This is a genomic window from Flavobacterium haoranii, from assembly GCF_009363055.1.
Taxonomy (GTDB): domain Bacteria; phylum Bacteroidota; class Bacteroidia; order Flavobacteriales; family Flavobacteriaceae; genus Flavobacterium; species Flavobacterium haoranii.
The window spans coordinates 892,462-914,709 of sequence record NZ_CP045292.1; the positions used below are offsets into that span (position 1 = coordinate 892,462).

The 22,248-nt window shown below is 29.8% G+C and carries 23 protein-coding genes and 2 tRNA genes; 9 read left to right on the forward strand and 16 right to left on the reverse strand.

The features are described from left to right. From GCU34_RS04360 to GCU34_RS04430, 15 genes are all read right to left on the reverse strand, one after another. Positions 1–1,443 carry a DUF3570 domain-containing protein gene (locus GCU34_RS04360; protein ID WP_072783745.1) on the reverse strand — a complete coding sequence of 481 codons (1,443 nt, stop codon included), beginning with the start codon at positions 1,441–1,443 and terminating at the stop codon, positions 1–3. A 15-nt stretch (positions 1,444–1,458) separates the two neighbouring features. Beyond that, complete coding sequence (locus tag GCU34_RS04365) at positions 1,459–1,671, reverse strand: DUF4266 domain-containing protein (protein WP_072783743.1); 213 nt, start codon at positions 1,669–1,671, stop codon at positions 1,459–1,461. Then, positions 1,672–2,649: an FAD:protein FMN transferase gene (locus GCU34_RS04370; RefSeq protein WP_072783741.1), complete on the reverse strand. Its 978-nt coding sequence runs from the start codon at positions 2,647–2,649 to the stop codon at positions 1,672–1,674. A gap of 1 nt (position 2,650) precedes the next feature. Next, positions 2,651–3,082 (reverse strand): thioredoxin family protein, encoded by a 432-nt coding sequence (locus tag GCU34_RS04375; RefSeq protein WP_072783739.1) that lies wholly within the window; start codon positions 3,080–3,082, stop codon positions 2,651–2,653. A gap of 61 nt (positions 3,083–3,143) precedes the next feature. After that, complete coding sequence (locus tag GCU34_RS04380) at positions 3,144–5,099, reverse strand: LTA synthase family protein (protein ID WP_072783737.1); 1,956 nt, start codon at positions 5,097–5,099, stop codon at positions 3,144–3,146. 84 nt (positions 5,100–5,183) lie between these two features. Next, positions 5,184–7,208 (reverse strand): hypothetical protein, encoded by a 2,025-nt coding sequence (locus GCU34_RS04385; protein ID WP_072783736.1) that lies wholly within the window; start codon positions 7,206–7,208, stop codon positions 5,184–5,186. A 13-nt stretch (positions 7,209–7,221) separates the two neighbouring features. Beyond that, positions 7,222–7,968 carry a 3-oxoacyl-[acyl-carrier-protein] reductase gene (gene fabG / locus GCU34_RS04390; RefSeq protein ID WP_072783734.1) on the reverse strand — a complete coding sequence of 249 codons (747 nt, stop codon included), beginning with the start codon at positions 7,966–7,968 and terminating at the stop codon, positions 7,222–7,224. Positions 7,969–8,174: 206 nt separating this feature from the next. Then, positions 8,175–9,047, reverse strand: a complete 873-nt coding sequence (gene sucD, locus GCU34_RS04395) for a succinate--CoA ligase subunit alpha (protein WP_072783732.1) — start codon at positions 9,045–9,047, stop codon at positions 8,175–8,177. 90 nt (positions 9,048–9,137) lie between these two features. Beyond that, a complete protein-coding gene (locus GCU34_RS04400) occupies positions 9,138–9,500 on the reverse strand; it encodes a nuclear transport factor 2-like protein (RefSeq protein WP_072783730.1) in 363 nt (120 codons plus the stop codon). Then, positions 9,500–10,429: a UDP-3-O-(3-hydroxymyristoyl)glucosamine N-acyltransferase gene (locus GCU34_RS04405; protein ID WP_072783729.1), complete on the reverse strand. Its 930-nt coding sequence runs from the start codon at positions 10,427–10,429 to the stop codon at positions 9,500–9,502. The genes GCU34_RS04400 and GCU34_RS04405 overlap by 1 nt, the downstream gene beginning before the upstream one ends. 71 nt (positions 10,430–10,500) lie before the next feature. After that, positions 10,501–11,061, reverse strand: a complete 561-nt coding sequence (gene efp / locus GCU34_RS04410) for an elongation factor P (RefSeq protein WP_072783727.1) — start codon at positions 11,059–11,061, stop codon at positions 10,501–10,503. A 30-nt stretch (positions 11,062–11,091) separates the two neighbouring features. Next, entirely contained in the window at positions 11,092–11,877 is a 786-nt protein-coding gene (gene lpxA, locus GCU34_RS04415; protein WP_072783726.1) for an acyl-ACP--UDP-N-acetylglucosamine O-acyltransferase, read from the reverse strand. A gap of 142 nt (positions 11,878–12,019) precedes the next feature. Beyond that, positions 12,020–13,405: a bifunctional UDP-3-O-[3-hydroxymyristoyl] N-acetylglucosamine deacetylase/3-hydroxyacyl-ACP dehydratase gene (locus GCU34_RS04420; RefSeq protein WP_072783724.1), complete on the reverse strand. Its 1,386-nt coding sequence runs from the start codon at positions 13,403–13,405 to the stop codon at positions 12,020–12,022. A 13-nt stretch (positions 13,406–13,418) separates the two neighbouring features. Beyond that, positions 13,419–14,429, reverse strand: a complete 1,011-nt coding sequence (gene lpxD / locus GCU34_RS04425) for a UDP-3-O-(3-hydroxymyristoyl)glucosamine N-acyltransferase (RefSeq protein ID WP_072783722.1) — start codon at positions 14,427–14,429, stop codon at positions 13,419–13,421. 67 nt (positions 14,430–14,496) lie between these two features. Beyond that, a complete protein-coding gene (locus GCU34_RS04430) occupies positions 14,497–15,732 on the reverse strand; it encodes an HD domain-containing protein (protein WP_072783720.1) in 1,236 nt (411 codons plus the stop codon). 181 nt (positions 15,733–15,913) lie between these two features. Here GCU34_RS04430 and porX point away from each other — a divergent pair, with 181 nt between their 5' ends. The 9 genes from porX (at position 15,914) to GCU34_RS04475 (ending at position 20,972) form a co-directional block, all read left to right on the forward strand. Continuing rightward, positions 15,914–17,467, forward strand: coding sequence for a T9SS response regulator signal transducer PorX (porX, locus tag GCU34_RS04435; protein ID WP_072783718.1), 1,554 nt, complete (start codon positions 15,914–15,916; stop codon positions 17,465–17,467). Between the two features lie 8 nt (positions 17,468–17,475). Next, a complete protein-coding gene (tsaE, locus tag GCU34_RS04440) occupies positions 17,476–17,889 on the forward strand; it encodes a tRNA (adenosine(37)-N6)-threonylcarbamoyltransferase complex ATPase subunit type 1 TsaE (RefSeq protein ID WP_072783716.1) in 414 nt (137 codons plus the stop codon). 121 nt (positions 17,890–18,010) lie between these two features. Beyond that, positions 18,011–19,207, forward strand: a complete 1,197-nt coding sequence (locus GCU34_RS04445; protein WP_072783715.1) for an alanine dehydrogenase — start codon at positions 18,011–18,013, stop codon at positions 19,205–19,207. 135 nt (positions 19,208–19,342) lie between these two features. Next, positions 19,343–19,729, forward strand: coding sequence for a DUF4258 domain-containing protein (locus GCU34_RS04450; protein WP_072783713.1), 387 nt, complete (start codon positions 19,343–19,345; stop codon positions 19,727–19,729). A 97-nt stretch (positions 19,730–19,826) separates the two neighbouring features. Next, positions 19,827–19,901, forward strand: a tRNA-Val gene (locus tag GCU34_RS04455). 58 nt (positions 19,902–19,959) lie between these two features. Then, on the forward strand, positions 19,960–20,214 hold the full coding sequence (locus tag GCU34_RS04460; protein ID WP_072783711.1) for a GIY-YIG nuclease family protein: 255 nt from the start codon (positions 19,960–19,962) through the stop codon (positions 20,212–20,214). Continuing rightward, positions 20,211–20,278, forward strand: a tRNA-OTHER gene (locus tag GCU34_RS04465). Before GCU34_RS04460 ends, GCU34_RS04465 begins: the two co-directional genes overlap by 4 nt. Positions 20,279–20,340: 62 nt before the next feature. Further along, on the forward strand, positions 20,341–20,595 hold the full coding sequence (locus tag GCU34_RS04470; RefSeq protein WP_072783709.1) for a GIY-YIG nuclease family protein: 255 nt from the start codon (positions 20,341–20,343) through the stop codon (positions 20,593–20,595). A gap of 122 nt (positions 20,596–20,717) precedes the next feature. Continuing rightward, complete coding sequence (locus GCU34_RS04475) at positions 20,718–20,972, forward strand: GIY-YIG nuclease family protein (protein WP_072783707.1); 255 nt, start codon at positions 20,718–20,720, stop codon at positions 20,970–20,972. A gap of 198 nt (positions 20,973–21,170) precedes the next feature. Here the strand turns inward: GCU34_RS04475 and GCU34_RS04480 are convergent, their stop codons facing one another. Further along, a complete protein-coding gene (locus GCU34_RS04480; RefSeq protein ID WP_072784146.1) occupies positions 21,171–22,211 on the reverse strand; it encodes a PLP-dependent cysteine synthase family protein in 1,041 nt (346 codons plus the stop codon). Between the last annotated feature and the right edge of the window lie 37 nt (positions 22,212–22,248).

Genomic DNA, 22,248 nt, shown 5'->3' on the forward strand with positions numbered 1-22,248 from the left:
TTATTGCATTACAAATTTAATTCCAAAAGATACTATATTCGATTTTAACCCATCACTTCTGTTATAATGATTATATCTTAAATCAATATTCTTAATACCAAGTTTCCAAATTCTTGAACCCATAAAAATATCAGTATAACTGACACCAAAACCATATTGATTTGCACTAAAACTAGATAAATCATAATCAGAAGTATAAAACTTTTCAGTTGATAAATGAGTTTCATAAGGTGCAAAATATTTAGATTGATTTTGTACATAATATCGATACATTGGAAATACAGTAAATTTATCTGATAATTTAATTGGTAACTCTAAACTAGCAGTATGAGATGTGATTCCCCAATCGTCCCAATAATATCTATAATATGTTCTCAATGAAAACCTTTCATTTAAATAATAATTTAATCTACCTCCAAATGGTAATTTAAAGCGAGTTCCTGGTAAACGTTCTATATCATCGGCTAACTGATAAACCCCTTTATTTTGAGATGATTCATATACTGGAATATATTGAGCCTGACCAATATAATAATTAGCTTTATCAGCAAAATAAACTCTATGATAAGGTGTTGATAGCATACCTTCTTGCTGCAAAAGATCAAAAAATATTGAAAATTGCATTTTTTTTGTAGCAACTTGGGAAAAACCAAATGAAGCAGCATATGAATTTCTATTCGTTGTTTTCCACTGTTCAAATGAAGAAGGTAAATAACTATTGGAAGTTAATCCATTTTGGTCTATTATGTCAACACCTTGAAAATAACCTTGGTTTTGAAAATTATTACCATAAACACCATATTCGTGTAATTCTGTCGGATATATTGGTCTCCATTGATCTAAATAAACATTTCCTTTGATGCTAACTTCAGAGTTTTTATTATTAAATAATTTACTTATTCCACCACCAAAACCAAATGAAGTATAGTCATATTCATTTGAAAATGAAACATCTGCATTCCAGATTAGATTCCTGTCATCTGAACTGTGACTATAATTTATTACAGCAGTTCCCAATACATCTTGAGCCGATGCACCAGATGAAGCTTGCCAAGGAGTACCATAAGGGCCTGTATTAGCTCTATCATCATCATCATCATCATCATCATCACCACCTCCAGAAGCTCCTGTAGCATTAAATGGATTTATATTACTAGAGGATGCTGATGTGTAAGCTGATAATCCCATATCAACAGTTAAAACATCATCATCATTTAAAGGTATAGCAACGACAATATTTGATGCTAAATCGGTTAACTTTTCTGAACCCATACCACCAGATACAGAAGAGTGAACACCATCTTGCTTATAATAACTTGCTAAGAAATCTATTTCAGTACTTTCAAGCACTCTTTTTTTATAAGCTACTTCGGTAGAATCGCTTTCTTGAGCAAATGCACAAGCGCCGAAGAAGAAAAAGATATATTTCAATTTATTTTTCATGCTAATAACTTGATATTAATTACAACCACAACCACCACCAGTTTTACCACCATTGGCACCGGCTGCAGCTTCTCTGTAAACTTGAAAATTAGTTTCGAAGCGTTCTACTTGACGAGCAGAAAGTTTCATTTCAGGATCATTAATATATTGTTTGTCATACTCTTTTACAGTATTACAAGAACTCAATCCTAAAATTGAAATAACTGTTATTAATAAACTCTTTTTCATTTAATTATACTTTTTTAAGTCAATATTTTTTGAAACAAATAATTCTCCTGTATCGCTAACTACAATACATTCTATATTTGGAATTTGGTCAATTAAACTAATCCCCACATCTTTTCCCATTACAAAAATTGAAGTTGCTAAAGCATCTGCAATTTCTGTCTTTTTTGCAAAAACCGTTACACTCACAATTCCCGTAGCAGGATAACCCGTTCTAGGATCAATTATGTGCGAATAACGCTTACCATTGAAAGTGACAAATTTCTCATAACTTCCAGAAGTTTCAACTGCACTGTCTATCAATGGAAATGAAGCAAAAACTTTTTCTTTATTCATTGGATTAATAATGGCAACTGTCCATGGGCTACCATCGGGTTGATAGCCCCAAGTTGTAATATCTCCCGAAACATTTACTAAACCTGAGCTACAACCTTTTTTTTGTAATAACTCTTTAATTGAATCGGCTATGTAACCTTGCCCTATTCCGCCTAAGCCAATTTTCATACCTGTATTTTTTAAAAATACTGTTGAAGCTTGAGCGTCTAATACTACATTTTTATAGCCAACTTTACTAACAGAAGCTTTAATCTCATCTTCAGATGGCATTTGTTTCATACTGCCGTCAAACTTCCATATTTTATCCATAGAAGCATAACTAATATCGAAAGCGCCGTCAGTTAAATGTGAAATTTTTAAAGCTCGATCTATTAAACCAAAAACTTCTGCATTTACTTTTACAGATTTAATTCCTGCATTTCTATTGATTTCAGAAACTTGAGTAGTTGGAATCCAATCAGAAATTAAATTTTCTACCCTTTTTACTTCAGCAATTGCCATATCGCAATAAGCATAACCTTGAACACTGTCATTTGCTACTACAATAATTTCGAACGGACTTCCTAAAAGAGCCGCTTTCTTTTTATAAGTATTTTGTGCAAATGCAGAAAATGAAAGTAAAAAAACTAGAAAACTAATTCTCATTTTATTCGTATTCTTTAATTAATTTAATGTATTCTGAAGGAGAAACGTTTTTAAAACCTAATTTACCTAAAACTTTACCTTCTGGATTTAAAATAACTACTAATGGAAAATTTCCTTCTTTATTATATTTTTCAGCTAATTCTCTATTGTGTTTTTCTTCATCTGCAGGTAACTGATTTGCTTTTTTTCTAGGAAAATTTAATTTCATTGTTACCCAATTATTTTTAGATTCGTCTTTAAATTCTTGAGATTGCCAAATATTCTTATCTAAACGAATACAAGGAGCACACCAATCTGAACCCGAAAATATCATGATTATATTTTTATTTTCTTGTTTCGCTATTTTTTTAGCACTATCAAAATTATTTACCCAATTTTGAGAAAATGAAAGTGATGAACAAAACACAAAGGCCACTATAAATAAATTTTTCATATTCATTATTTTATACAAATTAAACACTTAAGTTAATCAAATAGTATACTATAAGTTTTATTTAAGGAAATCTTAATTTATCATTATTATAAAGATAATCCGCAGTTTGATACCAAGCAATAGTTTCTCGTTTTAAATCTTTGTTTGTGTTGGTTTTTAATAAATCGTTTGTTTTAGAGTTCCATTTGTATTGATGCACTTCTTTTTTATTTGTTAAAACTACAAGATCATTGTCACTTTTTAACAATCCCAATTTCAAATAGGTAGCAATTAAAGCTCTTGGCTCATAATAAGTACTTAAAATATTTTCTCCAAAAAAATCGGATTTGTAACTCCAATTTAATTCATGAAACAATGTTGGAAAAATATCGATTTGGCTGCAAAGTACATCAACATTTTGAGGCTTAATAGAAGCTCCATAAATAATAGCCGGAATATGATAATTCTTTACATCTATTTCGTCTTTACCAGCACTACTAGCACAATGATCGGCAATGAAAACAAAAACTGTATTTTCGAACCAAGGTTTATTTTTAATTTTTTTAAATAGTTGAGAAAGCGCATAATCGCTATATTTTACAGCGCCATCTCTACTTTTTCCAGATGGAATATCAATTTTTCCTTCAGGATAAGTATAAGGTCTGTGATTTGAAGTTGTCATTATAAAATTAAAAAAGCGTTCTTTATTAGTATAACATCTATCAGCTTCTTTAATCATTTTATTGTAAATATCCTCGTCGCAAATTCCCCATGCGTTTTCATGAGTAACTTCATCATCGTTAATATTTGTTCGCTTTGTTTTAATATTATCTGCTAAAATACTTCCTCTACCTCTATCGAAAATATTAAAACCATTTCCTCCATAAAAAGCATTCATATTATCGAAATAACCATCGCCACCATAAAAGAAATTACATGTATATTTTTTCTCTTTAAAAACCGAAGCTACTGTAAATAAATTATCATTATTTTGTCTTTTAACAATACTTTGTCCTGGTGTAGGCGGAATTGATAAAGTAACAGCTTCCATTCCTCTTACTGTTCTATTTCCTGTTGCATACAAGTTTTTTAAGAAAACACCTTTATTTGCAATACTATCTAGAAACGGAGTTAACTTTTTTTCGTTACCAAAAGAAGTCATAAAATCGGCACTCATGCTTTCCATTAAAACAAAAACAACATTTGGTTTAATTTCTTCTAAAGAATCATGTATTGTTCTTTTTATTTCTAATGAATCTGGATGAATAAACTGAGAATTCACGTCTTTTAATTTATTTTTTATTAAGGCAAAAACTTGTCTATCGTCTAAAGTTTGATAAAAAGTTTTATAATCTAACTTGTTATTTCTAAGCTCTGAAAAGAATGCATAAATTCCTGCTTTCGAAATTTCGTTACTATATCTATTAGAAGACCATTCAGCTTGGTTATTTTTTATTAAAAAAACATAAAACAAACACATTACTAAACTAGTTGAAAATACAATAGCTCTCTTTAAAAAAGGTACTTTTGAAGTAAAAACTTGTTGAAAAACATCTAACTTTTTAAATATTAAATATATTCCGAATACAATTAATAAAATTGATGGCACTAAAATGACTAATGGATAAGATTCGTTTATGTTTTTAACCACTTCGTAAGTATAAATTAAATAATCTACAGCTACGAAATTAAATCGGCAGTGAAATTCTTCCCAAAAAGTTATTTCTGCAAAAAAAGTAAAAATGAAAATTAGTGTGCTTAAAAAGAAACCTGAATAAACTATAGCTTTATCAAGCTTTGAACCTATAAATTTTCTTGGCATTATCAATAAATAAAAGTTTACGATAACAAATAGAAATGATAAAACACCTAAATCATAAAAAAGTCCAGTTGCTATAATTCTAAAGAAACTTAAAAAGGTTAATTCAACATCGGAAATTTGCCAAAATAATAAGGCAATTCGCAATATAAATGAAAGCAAAATAAAGCCAATTGCGTACTTTTTAAGAAGTTGATAACGGTCGAAATTTGGTAACATAATTTACAGATTTTTACTTAACAAAAATCTATAATCAAAACTTAAGAAGACTTAAGAACAACTTAATTGAAACTTAAGATTCCCTTAAGTAAGACCGTTATATTTTCTTATAAACCATTCTAAACTCAACAAAGAAACGATAAACAATAACAACCATTTCCAATCGATTAATGGCGATTTTCTAACAACTTCTTTTTGGGTTGGGTTTAAACTTTCGTCTTTTAAAAGACTATTTATCAATACAGTTACATTATTAGGATAGTAAACTTTTCCGGAAGTATTTTGAGCTAATTGTTCTAATCTTCTCAAATCGGGATTTACAAATTGATTTTCAATATCGAAAGCTATAACTTCAAAAATACCAGTAACTCTTTCTTTAGACTTTTTTTCAGAAACAGTGTACGAATAAAACCCTGCTTCAAGATTATCGAAATTTACCAAATATTCGTTTGAACTATTATAAAAATTATACGATTTCGTCTTTTTATCTTTCTGTTTTGTTAACGTTATGGATAACTCAGCATTAGGATCAAACTCGAAATTTTTATCAAAATATTGCGCTTTAATTTCAATTGGTAAACCAGTATTATAAATCTTTTCAGCTTCTACTAATAATGCTTTTTTATTTGGATTTACACTTAAATACTGAACTATTTTATCGATAAAATTATCAAAATCGTCAAATGATTTATCTTTTAAATAAGACTCCATTCTCCATTTCCAAATTCCCTCACCAAAAATATAAGCACTTCTTTTAGAACCGATTTCTGAAAATGAAACCAAAGGTGCTGTTATCTCTACATTTTTAACTTTAGCTTTTAATAAAACCGAAACATCTCCTTTTGTAGTGATACTTCCGAATTTATTTTCTAAAGGAGAAAATCTCTCGAAACCGAAATTTTCTATTGAAAAATTGGTAAAATTCGAATTAAATGAAGCTGTAAAATTTTCAAATTGATTACTCATTCTAAACGAAAAATCATCAACATAATTATTTAAAAAATCAAAATCGGTTGTTTTACCTGTTATCAATAACGAATTGATTTTTAAAACTTTATTCTGTTCCAAAATATTTCTAAAACTTTGATTAGGTTGGTACAAAACTAAAGCCGAATATTTTTTAAGATCTACTTCTATTGGTTTTACAATCGAAACTTTTCTTTGTTCATTAGCTTCAATACTTCTTTTTAAAACTCCTAAATCGGGATGATTTATACTCGCAATTAAAGCAATTTCTGTTCGCTGATCGATAACATCAATTACAAAAGGTTTTGAGTTATTAATCTTGTTTTTTTCACTTTCTTTTGGTTGTAAAAAAACATGGAACTTTTTAATTCCAACAGTAGAAGCATCTAATAAAAAAGAAACTTTTTGCGATAATTGATTTTTAGAAAATTGCACATTTTGTCTAGCAACAATCACATTTCCATTTGATATTGAAAGTACACTTGAGAAACTTTCTTTGCTATTACTTTCTATGAAAACTTCAACAGGAAATTTATTCTTTAAAAAAGCATACTGATTAACATTTATTGCAGAAATTTTAGAATCAAATACTTTTACTGTATCGCCTAACACAACTGGAAATACTGGATTATTTTCCTGAAAATCGAACACATAATCTTCACCAAATGTTTGATTTCCATCAGTTACTGCAACAATTGGATAATTTTTATTTCTATACAATTGCTTTAATTCTTTTGGAATTTTATTTAAAAGTGTTTGGTTTCCTTTAAAATTTAAGGAATCTAATTTTTTAATTTCAGCATCAAATGAAAAAAACTGAACATTAAACTTATTCTCTAAGTCAGCATTTTTTTGAAATTCTTTAAGAACATTTTTTGCTTCATTATTTACACCTAAATGTTGAATAGACTTTGAGTTATCTATAAAAATTGGTAATGGTAATTTTTCAATTTCATATTTTTTAATTTTTACTAACGGATTGATTAATAAGATCAAAATTCCGAGTATGCTTAAAAAACGTAAAAAAGCTAAAAGCAAATTCCACTTAGAATTACTTTTAGCTTTAAAAAAATATTGTAAATATGCTAAACCACCAGCGACTAAAACCGATAAGATAAGTAAAAGTAAAGTGGTAGCTGTCATTTAAAATTATTTATTATGTTAACATTCCACCGTCAACATTTATAACTTGTCCTGTAACATAAGCACTCATATCAGAAGCTAAGAACACACAAACATTTGCTACATCTTCTGGAGAACCACCACGTTTTAATGGAATTCCTTCTCTCCAACCTTTAACTACATCTTCATTTAATTTTGCAGTCATTTCAGTTTCGATAAAACCTGGCGCAATTGCATTACAACGAATATTTCTAGAACCTAATTCAAGAGCAATTGATTTAGTAAAACCTATCATACCTGCTTTTGAAGCTGCATAATTTGCTTGTCCCGCATTCCCTTTAACTCCTACTACACTACTCATATTAATGATAGAACCTGCTCTGTTTTTTAACATTGTTTTTTGAACAGCTTTTGTCATATTGAAAACAGATTTTAAATTGATGTCGATAACAGCATCAAAATCTTCTTCAGACATTCTCATTAATAAATTATCTTTTGTAATACCAGCATTGTTAATTAGAATATCGATTGTACCAAAATCAGCTAATACATCGTCAACTAATTTTTGAGCTTCATCAAAATTTGCAGCATTTGATTGATATCCTTTTGCTTTAACCCCTAAAGCAGATAATTCATTTTCTAAAGCTTCAGCTGAAGATGCAGAAGAACTATAAGTAAAAGCTACATTAGCGCCATTTTTAGCAAATATTTCAGCTATTCCTTTACCAATACCTCTACTAGCACCAGTAATAATAGCAACTTTTCCTTCTAATAATTTCATTTGTAAATGTTTTATTTGGTTTGTAAAGTCAAAATGCGACGCTAATTTATCATTAGCAATTCATAATTTGATTTGTTAGTTTATTTATAGCAAATATAAGAATTTACTCATTATTTAAAGATATGCCCAATTAAAGTTATCCTAAATTTATATATCAAAAAAAAGCCCTTAAATAAGGGCTTTTAAATATTTAGAGTTTAAGAAAATTATCCTAAAACTTCTTTCACTTTTTTACCAATTTCTGCAGGTGAATCTACTACGTGTATTCCGTGCTCTCTCATGATACGTTTTTTAGCTTCAGCTGTATCATCAGCACCACCAACAATTGCACCTGCATGACCCATTGTACGTCCTTTTGGTGCAGTTTCTCCAGCGATGAAACCTACTACTGGTTTACGATTACCATCAGCTTTAATCCATTTAGCAGCATCAGCTTCTAATTGACCACCAATTTCACCAATCATAATGATACACTCAGTTTCTGGATCGTTCATTAATAATTCAACAGCTTCTTTAGTTGTAGTTCCAATAATTGGGTCACCACCAATTCCAATAGCAGTTGTAATACCAAATCCTTGACGTACTACTTGATCAGCAGCTTCATATGTTAAAGTTCCTGATTTAGACACAATACCAACTTTTCCTTTTTTGAAAACGAAACCTGGCATAATACCAACTTTTGCTTCTTCTGGAGTAATTACACCTGGACAGTTAGGACCTACTAATCGACAATCTTTACCTTGAATATAATCGTAAGCTTTAATCATATCCGCAACTGGAATACCTTCTGTAATACAAATAATTACTTTGATTCCTGCTTCAGCAGCTTCCATAATTGCATCTGCAGCAAATGCAGGCGGAACAAAGATAATTGAAGTATCAGCGCCAGCTTTTACTACTGCTTCTTGAACTGTATTAAATACTGGACGATCTAAATGTGTAGAACCACCTTTACCAGGAGTTACTCCACCTACAACGTTACTACCATATTCAATCATTTGAGAAGCATGGAAAGTACCTTCACTTCCAGTAAAACCTTGAACGATTATCTTTGAATTTTTATTTACTAAAACACTCATTTTATTTGTTTTTTAATTGTATTGTCAATTTCAAGTGATGCAAAAGTAAGATTTTTGAATAATATATCACTTACAAATTTTTGTTTTTTTTTAAGCAGGTTTGCTAATTTGATATCCTTTTATTAATTGACCATTTTCTATGTCCCAAATTACTATAATTCTTGCTACTGTAAACAATTCTTTTGGGTTTTCAATAGTTGCAACATGATGTAAATAACTGACCACAATCTTAGAATCTGTAACAACTTTATCTAATACAGTTGTTTTAGATAAATGATAATTATTTTTCAACTCATGAGCTAAAGCAACAATATCACTTTTTGACATAACTCTTTTTTCTTGTGAACTATCCCACTCGAAAGTAAATTCATCAGCAATAATTGATTCTAAAAAATCTACATCTCTTAAACCATCTAGATCATAAAGCCTTTCAATAATTTGATTTGGTTCCATTATTTCAGTTTTTCAATAATTTCAGGAATTCTCTTTATATAAACTAGTTGTTTAAATTTTTCTCTTGATTCCTCTGCTGGAGTTCCAAAATAAGTTTTTCCACTTTCTAAATCATTGCCTACTCCAGATTGCGCTAAAACAACTGCTTTACTGTGAATTGTAATTCCGCTTTTCATACCAACTTGTCCCCAAAGCGTTACTTCATCTTCAATAACTACACAACCAGCGATACCTGTTTGTGCAGCAATTAAACATTTTTTACCAATAATAGTATCGTGACCAACATGCACTTGGTTGTCAATTTTTGTACCAGCACCAATAGTTGTATCTCCAGTTACACCTTTATCAATAGTACATAAAGCTCCTATTCCAACATTATCTTCTATTACTACTCTACCTCCAGATAGCAATTGATCATAACCTTCAGGTCTCTTTTTGTAATAAAAAGCATCACCTCCTAAAATACTTCCTGCATGTATAATTACATTGTCTCCAATAATTGTATTATCATAAATAGAAACATTTGAGTGGATAAGACAATTATCGCCAATCTTTACATTATTACCAATAAAACAATTGGGTTGAATAATTGTATTTTTTCCAATTTCAGCTGTTGGAGAAATAGCCACAGAAGAATCAACAAATGGTCTAAAGTGTTTGCTTAATTTATTGAAATCTCGAAATGGATCATCCGAGATTAACAAAGCTTTACCTTCAGGACAATCTACTTCTTTGTTAATTAAAACAATCGTAGCAGCTGATTGAAGTGCTTTGTCATAATATTTAGGATGATCGACAAAAACAATATCTCCAGGTTCTACAACATGGATTTCATTCATTCCTAAAACTGGAAAATTAGCTTCTCCAATAAAATCACACTCAATAATAGAGGCAATTTCGCTTAGATTATAAGTTTTGTTAAATTTCATACGTTGAGTAATTAGTGATACGAAAAAAAAGTGATTAGGTTATTCTAATCACTTTTCACTATTACTTATAATTATACGCGCTCCATGTATTTTCCAGTAGCCGTATCAATTTTAATTTTATCGCCTTCATTAATGAATAAAGGAACATTTACAGCTGCACCTGTTTCTACTGTTGCAGGTTTTGTTGCATTTGTTGCTGTATTTCCTTTTACACCTGGTTCAGTATAAGTTACTTCTAAAATTACTGAAGCAGCCATATCTACTGCTAAAGGTAATTCTGTTTCTGTATTGATTTGAACCATTACATTTTCTCCTTCTTTTAATAAATCTGGAGCATCTAAAATATCTCTATTTAAAGTAATTTGCTCAAAAGTTTCAGTATTCATAAAATGAAAATCATTTCCCTCTGCATATAAATATTGAAAAGTATGTGTTTCAACACGAACAGTTTCAATTTTGTGACCTGCAGAAAAAGTATTATCTAAAACTTTTCCATTTGTTAATGATTTTAATTTTGTTCTAACGAAAGCAGGACCTTTACCTGGTTTAACGTGCAAAAACTCAACGATTTTGTAAATATCGTGATTAAACTTAATACATAATCCGTTTTTAATATCTGCTGTTGTAGCCATTATAAATTGTTTGTTATAGTTTGATAAATATTAATAAATTCCTGAATATCCTTTCATAATTCCTCTTGCAGAATTTCTAATGAATTGGATAATTTCATCACGTTCTGGAGTTGCCTCCATTTCTCCTTCAATGATACTCAATGCCTGAGATGTGTTGTAATTTTTTTGATATAAAATTCTGTAAATTTCTTGAATTTCTCTAATTTTTTCTGTTGAAAAACCTCTTCTTCTTAATCCTACAGAGTTAATTCCAACGTAAGAAAGTGGTTCTTTTGCAGCTTTTGTAAAAGGCGGAACATCTTTTCTAACTAACGAACCTCCTGATATCATGGCATGATCTCCAATATGAATAAATTGGTGAACAGCAGCTAAACCACCAATAATAGCGTGGTTACCAACTTCTACATGCCCTGCAAGTGCAACACCATTTACAATAATCACATTATCACCTAAATGACAATCGTGAGCTATATGAGCTGTTGCCATGATAAGACAATTTTTTCCTACTACAGTTTTACCTGAAGCAACTGTTCCTCTATTTACAGTAACAAACTCTCTAATTGTAGTGTTATCACCAATTATCGCTAATGAATCTTCTCCACCGAATTTTAAATCTTGTGGCATTGCTGAAATAACTGCACCTGGAAAAATATTACAATTTTTTCCAATACGAGCACCTTCCATAATAGTTACATTAGAGCCAATCCAAGTACCTTCTCCAATTTCAACATTATTGTGAATTGTTGTAAAAGGATCAATTACCACATTACGAGCAATCTTTGCTCCTGGGTGTACATATGCTAGTGGTTGATTCATATTTTTAATTATTAGTAATTAGTAATCAGTAGTTCGTCTTTTGCCTATTTTTAAAAAATGACTTTTACTACATACTAATTATTACATTTTATTATTTAATTTAAATTAAAAGTAAGTAATTGCTTATTACTTTTAACTAACACTATTTTACTTTAACAATTTGCGCCATTAATTCGGCTTCTGAAACTAATTTTCCATTAGCGTATGCATATGCTTGCATATGACAAATTCCTCTTCTAATAGGAGAAATTAAATCACATTTGAAAAATAATGTATCGCCTGGTAACACTTTATTTTTGAACTTAACATTATCAATTTTCATGAAATAAGTCAAGTAATTTTCAGGATCTGGAACCGTACTTAAAATTAAAATACCACCTGTTTGAGCCATAGCTTCAATTTGTAAAACTCCAGGCATTACAGGTGCACCAGGAAAATGTCCTACGAAGAAATCTTCGTTCATAGTAACATTCTTTAATCCTACCACATGAGTATCTGAAAGTTCTAAAATTTTATCTACTAACAAGAATGGTGGTCTGTGAGGTAATAAATTCATGATGCCATGAATATCTAAAACAGGATCTTGATTAATATCGTAAGTAGGTACATTATTGCGTTCTTCAAGCTTAATAATTTTTGACATTTTTTTAGCAAACTGAGTATTAACAAAATGTCCAGGTTTATTAGCAATAATTTTTCCTTGAATTCTTGTACCAATTAATGATAAATCGCCAATTACATCTAATAATTTATGACGCGCCGCTTCATTAGGATAATGTAACGTTAAGTTATCTAAAATTCCATTTGGTTTAACAGAAATAGAATCTTTGTTAAATGCTTTTTTAAGATTTTCCATAGTCTCTGGAGAAATCTCTTTGTCTACATATACGATTGCATTATTTAAATCGCCACCTTTAATTAAACCATGATTTAATAAAGCCTCTAATTCATGTAAAAAGCTAAAAGTTCTACAACTAGAAATCTCTGATTTAAATTCAGAAACATTTTTCATTGTTGCATTTTGAGTTCCAAGAACTTTAGTTCCGAAATCTACCATTGCAGTAATAGAATACTCATCACTTGGAATTACTGTAATTTCACTACCAGTTGATTCATCTGTATAAGTAATAACTTCCTTTACTACGTAAACTTTTCTATCTGCATCTTGTTCAACAATTCCAACTTTTTCGATTGCTTCCACAAAATATTTAGAAGAACCATCCATAATTGGTAATTCAGAAGCATCTAATTCAATAATTACATTATCTAAATCACACCCAACTAACGCCGCTAAAACGTGCTCAGGTGTTTGAATCATTACGCCTCTTTTTTCAAGATTTGTTCCGCGTTGTGTATTTACCACATAGTTAGCATCTGCTTCAATAATAGGTTGCCCTTCTAAATCTACTCTTATAAAGGTAAATCCATTATTGATTGGAGCTGGTTTAAAAGTCATAGTAACTTCTTGACCTGTATGAAGACCAACACCTTTTAATGAAATTTCACTTGCGATTGTAGTTTGTTTCACAGTTTTTGATTTTTTATTTTTTAAGTTTGTTTAGTTCGTCAACAATTTTTGGTAAATTTTTGAAATGCACAAATGATTTTGCAAAATCACCATAATTGAAAGCTGGACTTCCTTGCACTACTTCACCATCTTTTAAACTCTTACCAATACCAGATTGTGCCTGAATTCTAACTCCGTCACCAATTGTAATATGTCCTACAATTCCAACTTGTCCGCCAATCATACAGTTTTTACCAATTTTTGTAGAACCAGCAACTCCTGTTTGAGAAGCAATAACTGTATTTTCACCAATTTCAACATTGTGTGCAATTTGAATTTGGTTGTCTAATTTTACTCCTTTTCTAATAATTGTAGAACCAAGTGTTGCTCTATCTACAGTAGTACAAGCTCCAATTTCTACATTATCTTCAATAATTACATTTCCAATTTGAGGAACTTTAGCATAAGTACCATCTTCTTGTGGAGCAAATCCAAATCCGTCAGAACCAACAATAGTTCCGGAATGTATCGTACAATTTTTTCCAATTACAGTTTCAGAATAAACTCTTGCTCCTGCAAAAAGAATAGAATTATCTCCAATTACTACATTGTCTCCAATAAAACTATTTGGATAAATCTTTACATTATTTCCTATTACTACATTTTTACCTATGTAACAAAAACTACCAAGATACAATCCTTCTCCATAAGTAACACCTTCAGAAATAACTGATGGTTGCTCAATTCCCGATTTCATTAATTTAACTTGATTGTAATACTCTAACAATTTAGAAAACGCAGATTTTGCATCTTCTACTTTAATTAAAGTAGTAGTTATTTCTTGTTCGGGTTCAAAAGATTTATTTACAATAGTAATTGTCGCTTCCGTAGTATATATATAGTTAGCATATTTAGGATTAGCTAAAAAAGTTAAAGAACCTTCCGTTCCTTCTTCAATTTTGGCTAATTTATTTACTTCGGCTTCTGGATTACCAACTACATCTCCTTCTAATATGCCTGCAATTTGAGCTGCTGAAAATTTCATTCAAAAAAATTAAATTCTTATTTGTTGTTAAATCAACTTGACAAAAGTATAAAATTATATTAATATGTTAAGATTCCAAAATTTGTTTTGGAAAACATACAAAATATTTTGTTACGGGTTTAGATAACGCTTTTAAATGCAATTGATCTGAAGCTTCCACAACATCTTCAATGGTTTTGTCTTTCTTTAAAATTCTAATTGGTTCACCTTCTTTATTATAGGCTTGATTTTTTAAATTTCCTTTGAAAACAAAATATTCGCTTTCCTTTTCGGTAAGGTTATTTAAAGTCATTAATTTATTTCTATAATTTGTGATAAGTTCTTTATTCGGTTTATCATCAAACATATTAATTTTCAGTAAATCGCGATTAATTATCATTGTACACAATTTACTTAATACTTTATCTTGATGAAATTGCCACGATTTTATAGCACTTAAAACATCATAATCGTCTAAATAACTAAACTTTTGAAGTATTTGTTCGTCAAACTCTGTAAGTGTTACTTTATTTTCTAAAAAATATTTGAATGGTACGCTTGCTTCAACTGAAACTCCTTTGTGAACAAGTTCTTTTGCTCTTTTTAAAATCTTCGTTAAAATAAGTTCCGCTACAACAGATGTTTTATGAAGATAAGCTTGCCAATACATTAATCTTCTAGCTACTAAAAACTTTTCAACTGAATAAATTCCTTTTTCTTCAATAACTAAAACATCATCTTCAACATTCATCATTTGAATTAAACGTTCACTATTTATATTACCTTCAGCAACACCACTATAAAAACTATCACGCTTTAAATAATCCATTCGATCCATATCTAGCTGACTAGAAATCAATTGCAGCATAAATTTTCTATGATATTCGCCTTTAAAAACTTTAATAGCTAAAGATAATTTACCGTCGAACTCCTTATTCAATTGTTCCATAAATAGCAACGAAAGCTCTTCATGATGTATTTCCTCTACAATACTATGTTCCATTGCATGGCTAAAAGGACCATGACCAATATCGTGCAATAAAATAGCGATGTAAAGTGCATTTTCTTCTTCATTAGAAATTTCAACACCTTTAAAGCGTAAAGTTTGAACCGCTTTTTGCATAATATGCATACAACCTAAAGCATGATGAAATCTTGTATGATGTGCTCCTGGATAAACCAAATATGACATTCCCATTTGAGAAATTCTTCTTAACCTTTGAAAATAAGGATGTTGAATTAAATCGTAAATAAAGGAATTTGGAATAGTAATAAATCCGTAAATAGGATCATTAAATATTTTGAGTTTATTAGTTTGGCTCACAAGTTCTATTTTAGAAATACAAAAATAATTAATTATTACTATCTTAACAAAAAAGGAAACTTTTTTTAATTAAAACGTTTCCTAAAAAATCAATTAAAATTATATAAAACTTTATACTAATTTTAAAACAAACATCGTTGTATAAATAGTAAATTGCGCTATTAAAAACTTAGAAGATACTATGACTCCAATAAAAATACTTTGGGTAGATGATGAGATTGATTTATTAAAACCTCACATTCTATTTTTAGAAAAGAAAAATTACGACCTAACCACTTGTAATAACGGACAAGATGCGATAGAGTTATTTGAAGAAAATAATTTTGATATTGTATTCTTAGACGAAAATATGCCAGGTTTAAGCGGATTAGAAACATTAGCTGAGTTAAAAGAAAAAAAATCTTCAGTTCCTGTAATTATGATTACAAAAAGTGAAGAAGAATATATCATGGAAGAAGCTATTGGTTCTAAAATTGCCGATTATTTAATTAAACCAGTAAATCCAAATCAAATCTTGTTAAGTTTAAAGAAAAACTTAGATCATTCGCGTTTAGTTTCTGAAAAAACAACACTAGATTACCAAAAAGAATTTAGAAAAATTGCAATGGAACTTGCGATGGTAAATTCTTACGAAGATTGGGTTGAATTATATAAAAAGTTAATCTACTGGGAAATTGAACTTGAAAATATTGAAGATCAAGGAATGGTTGAGATTTTAGAAAGTCAAAAAACGGAAGCTAATGTTCAATTTGGTAAATTCATTGAGAAAAATTATGAAGATTGGATACAAGACGAAGACGATGCTCCTGTTTTATCTCATCAATTATTTGGCAAACTTGTAGCACCCGAAATTCGTAAAAAAGACAAACCAATTCTTTTTGTTGTAATTGATAATTTACGCTACGATCAATGGAAAGCTTTCGAAAATATTGTTGGAAACCATTATAAGTTAGAGAAAGAAGTAAGCTACTACTCTATTTTACCTACAGCAACACAATATGCTAGAAATGCCATATTCTCGGGATTACTTCCTTTAGAAATGGAAAAAAAATATCCTCAATATTGGAAAAACGATACTGATGAAGGCGGAAAAAACTTATTTGAAGGCGAATTTTTAACCGAGCAATTAAAACGTTTAGGTTTAAACATTAAACAAGAATATTACAAAATTACCAATAATAGAGATGGTAGAAAACTTGTAGAAAACTTTAAATCATTAAAAAATAACGATTTAACTACAGTAGTTTATAACTTCGTAGACATGCTTTCACATGCTAAAACTGAAATGGATGTTGTAAAAGAATTAGCTTCAAATGATAAAGCTTATCGTTCATTAACATTAAGTTGGTTTAAAAATTCTCCATTATTAGAGTTAATACAATTAGCCCAACAAAATGGTTTTAAACTAATCTTAACAACAGATCACGGAACCATCAATTGTAAAAATCCAAGTAAAGTAATAGGCGACAAAAACACTTCCTTAAATCTTCGTTATAAAACAGGTAGAAGTTTAACTTATGAAGATAAAGATGTTTATGCAGTAAAAGATCCTAAAAAAGTTGGTTTACCAGCTATAAATATGAGTAGTTCTTTTATTTTTGCTAAAAATGATTTGTTTTTAGCTTATGTAAATAATTATAATCATTATGTAAGTTATTACCGAAACACCTATCAACACGGTGGAATTTCATTAGAAGAAATGATTATTCCTTGTTTGATTTTTGAACCAAAATAGTTTAAAGAATGACTAAAATTTATTCGTTAGAAGAAATAGATATTGTTGCCCAAGAAATTTTAAATATTTCTGAATTAAAAAAGGTTATAACCTTTAATGCCGAAATGGGTGCTGGAAAAACAACTTTAATCAAAGCACTTGTAAAACATTTAGGAGTAAAAGATAATTCTAGTAGTCCAACATTTTCATTGGTAAATGAATATGAAACTGAAAATGGTGAAGTTATTTATCATTTCGATTTATATCGTTTAAACTCTGAAATTGAAGCTTATGACATGGGAATAGATGAATATTTTTACTCGGGAAATTGGTGTTTTATTGAATGGCCCAATAAAACGCCAAATCTTATTCCTATTGACCATGCTTCTATTTCAATAAAAGTTTTGGAGAACGGAAAAAGAGAATTGACCATTAACAATTGATAATGAACAATTGATAGTTGATAATTTTACATTCGTAATTCGTAATTTATAATTCTGTGATTTTCTATTTACTATTCTAAAAAAAATAGCTAAATTGGCACAACTTAACTAAAACCTAACCATGGCTATATATAGTCCTTTTTCCACGTCGCAATTAATGCCACAAGAAGAAAAACTTGAAGTGGCACGACATAAAAGTGAATTATTTATTGGAGTACCGCAAGAAGTTGCTTATCAAGAACGTAGAATATGTTTAACTCCAGATGCCGTGGCTTCATTAACATCTCATGGTCATAGAGTTTTAATTGAAGCTGGTGCAGGCGAAAGTGCAAGTTTTTCGGATAAAGAATACAGCGATGCTGGTGCCGAAATTACAAACGACACCAAAAAAGTCTTTAGTTGTCCAATAATTTTAAAAGTAGAACCACCTACTCTTTCTGAAATTGAAATGATGAATCCCAAAACAATTATTATTTCAGCTATCCAATTAAAAACTCAGAAAAAAGAATATTTTGAAGCTTTATCAAAAAAGAAAATCACAGCTTTAGCATTCGAATTTTTAAAAGACGAAGACGGTTCTTATCCAGCCGTAAAATCATTATCTGAAATTGCTGGAATTGCTTCAATACACATAGCTGCTGAACTCATGATAAACCAAAATATTGGAAAAGGATTGTTATTTGGAAATATAACTGGAGTTCGACCTACAGAAGTGGTTATTTTAGGAGCTGGAACCGTAGCAGAATATGCAGCTAGAACTGCTCTAGGTTTAGGGGCTAGTGTAAAAGTTTTTGACAACTCAATTACTCGATTAAGAAGGCTTCAAAATTTATTACAACATCGAATTTTTACTTCTACTATTCAAGATAAAATATTACTAAAATCTTTAATGCGTTGTGATGTTGCTATTGGTGCAACTAGAGGAAAAAACAGAGCGCCAGTTTTAGTAACAGAAACTATGGTTGAACAAATGAAAAAAGGAGCCGTTATAGTAGATGTTAGTATCGATACAGGTGGTTGTTTCGAAACTTCTGAAATTACAACACATGAACGACCTACTTTTATAAAAAATAATGTGATACATTATTGTGTTCCTAATATTCCTTCACGATATTCTAAAACCGCATCAATGTCTATTAGTAATATCATTACACCACTTTTACTTCATGTTGCAGATGATGGCGGACTCGAAAGTGCTATTAGATGTAACAGAGGTTTAAAAAATGGAATTTACAGTTATCATGGTCTATTAACAAATAAAGCTATTGCCGATTGGTTTAATTTAGAATATCGAGATATTAATTTAATAGTATTTTAGAGCATTCCCTCATTACATTCGGTCGCGTTATTCGTTTTATCTTTTTTGTTTATTTGAGTAAAGTCGAAAACAAAAAAGGATATCACTTCTACCGCTAATGCGAAATTAAGTTTTACCTTTGCAAAAAAATAAAAAATGAAATTCAAATTTAGATTTGCATATTATTTATTCGGATTATTATTAGGTGTTTTCTTTGTTATTTGGTTTTTAGGAGCAAAAGCAGAATCTAAAGGAGTTGCTTTTTGTTATTTGCCAAATTGTAGAGTTTTACAAGATTTAAGAAAAAAACCTATGGATGTTACGCCAGAAGCTCAAAATATTTTAGACGAATCTTGGGTCAATTTAAACGATATTAAAAACACTTTACAATATGGCGATGTAGATTTTTCAAAAAGTAACAAAGCTTTTAAAAAAGGAAAAGTGTACGTAATTGAAGGCAAAACAATTCATAATGAAGAAATTACCATAACTATGGTAAACTACACTGATAAAGTTGTTTTGGAAAACATTGAAAAAAAATAAAATTTCTTTCCAAAACACTTGCAAATACAAATAATCAGTGTATATTTGCACTCGCAATACGGAACTACTGATAACAGTAAAGTAAAGCATTTTATTGGGGCAATTAGCTCAGCTGGTTCAGAGCACCTCGTTTACACCGAGGGGGTCAGGGGTTCGAATCCCTTATTGCCCACAAAATTTAAAAGCAACACATTTGTGTTGCTTTTTTTATTTACCAAAATAAAATTTATATGCCATACTTTGTATACATCCTTCATAGTCTTACTAAAGACAAATTCTATATTGGTTATACAGCAAATCTTTCAGAAAGAATAATTCGTCATAATCAAAAAAGTAAAGGTTTTACTGGCTCAACTAATGATTGGAAATTGGTTTATAAAGAAGAGTTTACTTCAAAAAGTGAAGCTATTTTAAGAGAAAAACAAATCAAAAATTGGAAAAGTAAATCTAAAATTCAAGAATTAATTCAACACAATAATATTTAGCTCAGTTGGTTCAGAGCATCCCGATTAATCGGGAGGGTCAGGGGTTCGAATCCCTTATTGCCCACAACCATTAAAAGCAACACAAATAAATGTGTTGCTTTTTTTATTTACCAAAATAAAATTTATATGCCATACTTTGTATACATCCTTCATAGTCTTACTAAAGACAAATTCTATATTGGTTATACAGCAAATCTTTCAGAAAGAATAATTCGTCATAATCAAAAAAGTAAAGGTTTTACTGGCTCAACAAATGATTGGATATTAGTTCACAAAGAAGAGTTTATTTCACAAAGCGAAGCTATTTTAAGAGAAAAACAAATCAAAAATTGGAAAAGTAAATCTAAAATTCAAGAATTAGTTCAACAAAATAATATTTAGCTCAGTTGGTTCAAAGCATCCCGATTAATCGGGAGGGTCAGGGGTTCGAATCCCTCTTTGCCCACAACCATTAAAAGCAACACAAATGTGTTGCTTTTTTTATTTACCAAAATAAAATTTATATGCCATACTTTGTATACATCCTTCATAGTCTTACTAAAGACAAATTTTATATTGGTTCTACAGCAAATCTTTCAGAAAGAATAATTCGTCATAATCAAAAAAGTAAAGGTTTTACTGGCTCAACTAATGAATGGAAATTGGTTTATAAAGAAGAGTTTACTTCACAAAGTGAAGCTATTTTAAGAGAAAAACAAATCAAAAATTGGAAAAGTAAATCTAAAATTCAAGAATTAATTCAACACAATAATATTTAGCTCAGTTGGTTCAGAGCATCCCGATAAATCGGGAGGGTTAGGGGGTTCGAATCCCTTATTGCTCACTAAATTTAAAAACGTTCAAGTTAACTTGAACGTTTTTTTATATAAAATATTTACTTTAAATTATATTTTTTCTTAAATAACTACATAAAAAAAGCTCCAAAAATTGGAGCTTTTTTTAATATCATTTTTACACTATTTTATAATCTCAATTTTTTGAGTTTGTTCTAAGTTCACACTGTCATAAAAACCTTGTTCACTCATCCAATCATCGCTATAAATTTTACTCATATAACGAGATCCATGATCTGGAAATATAATTACTACATTACTATCAGCGATAAATTCCCCTTCTTCAGCATACTGTTTAGTAGCTTGAAAAGCTGCACCAGATGTATATCCAACAAATAATCCTTCAGTTTTAGCAATTTCTCTTGCAGTATGCGCACTATCTTCGTCTGTCACTTTTATGAATTTATCAATAAGATCAAAGTCAGTAGCTGTAGGGATTAAGTTTTTCCCTAAACCTTCAATTCTATAAGGGAAAATTTCGTTACTATCAAACTCTTTTGTTTCGTGGTATTTCTTTAAAACTGAACCAAAAGCATCAACACCTAAAACTTTAATATTTGGATTCATTTCTTTTAAATACTTTGCAGTTCCAGAAATTGTTCCTCCAGTTCCACTACAAGCAATTAAGTGTGTAATTTTCCCGTTTGTTTGTTCCCAAATTTCAGGACCAGTAGATCTATAATGTGCTTCAATATTTAGTTCATTAAAATACTGATTAATATAAACAGAACCTTTAGTTTCTTCGTGTAATCTTTTTGCAACATTGTAATATGAACGTTCGTCATCTGCAGTAACGTGAGCGGGACAGACATATACTTTTGCTCCCATTGCTCTTAACATATCAATTTTATCTTTTGAAGATTTTGAACTTACCGCTAAGATACAATCGTAACCTTTAATAATACTTACCATTGCTAAACTAAAACCAGTATTCCCTGAGGTCGTTTCGATAATTGTATCGCCTGGTTTTAAAATTCCTTTTCTTTCGGCTTCTTCAATAATATATAAAGCTATTCTATCTTTTGTAGAATGTCCTGGATTAAAAGCTTCAACTTTTGCATAAAAATTACCTTCCATATTTTCAGTAATCTTCGCTAATTTCAAAATTGGAGTGTTACCAATTAATTCCAGTACATTGTTATAGGCTTTTATTTCTTCTTTCATAAAATCTATATTAATTTGCGTAGTGTCTCTCTTTTTT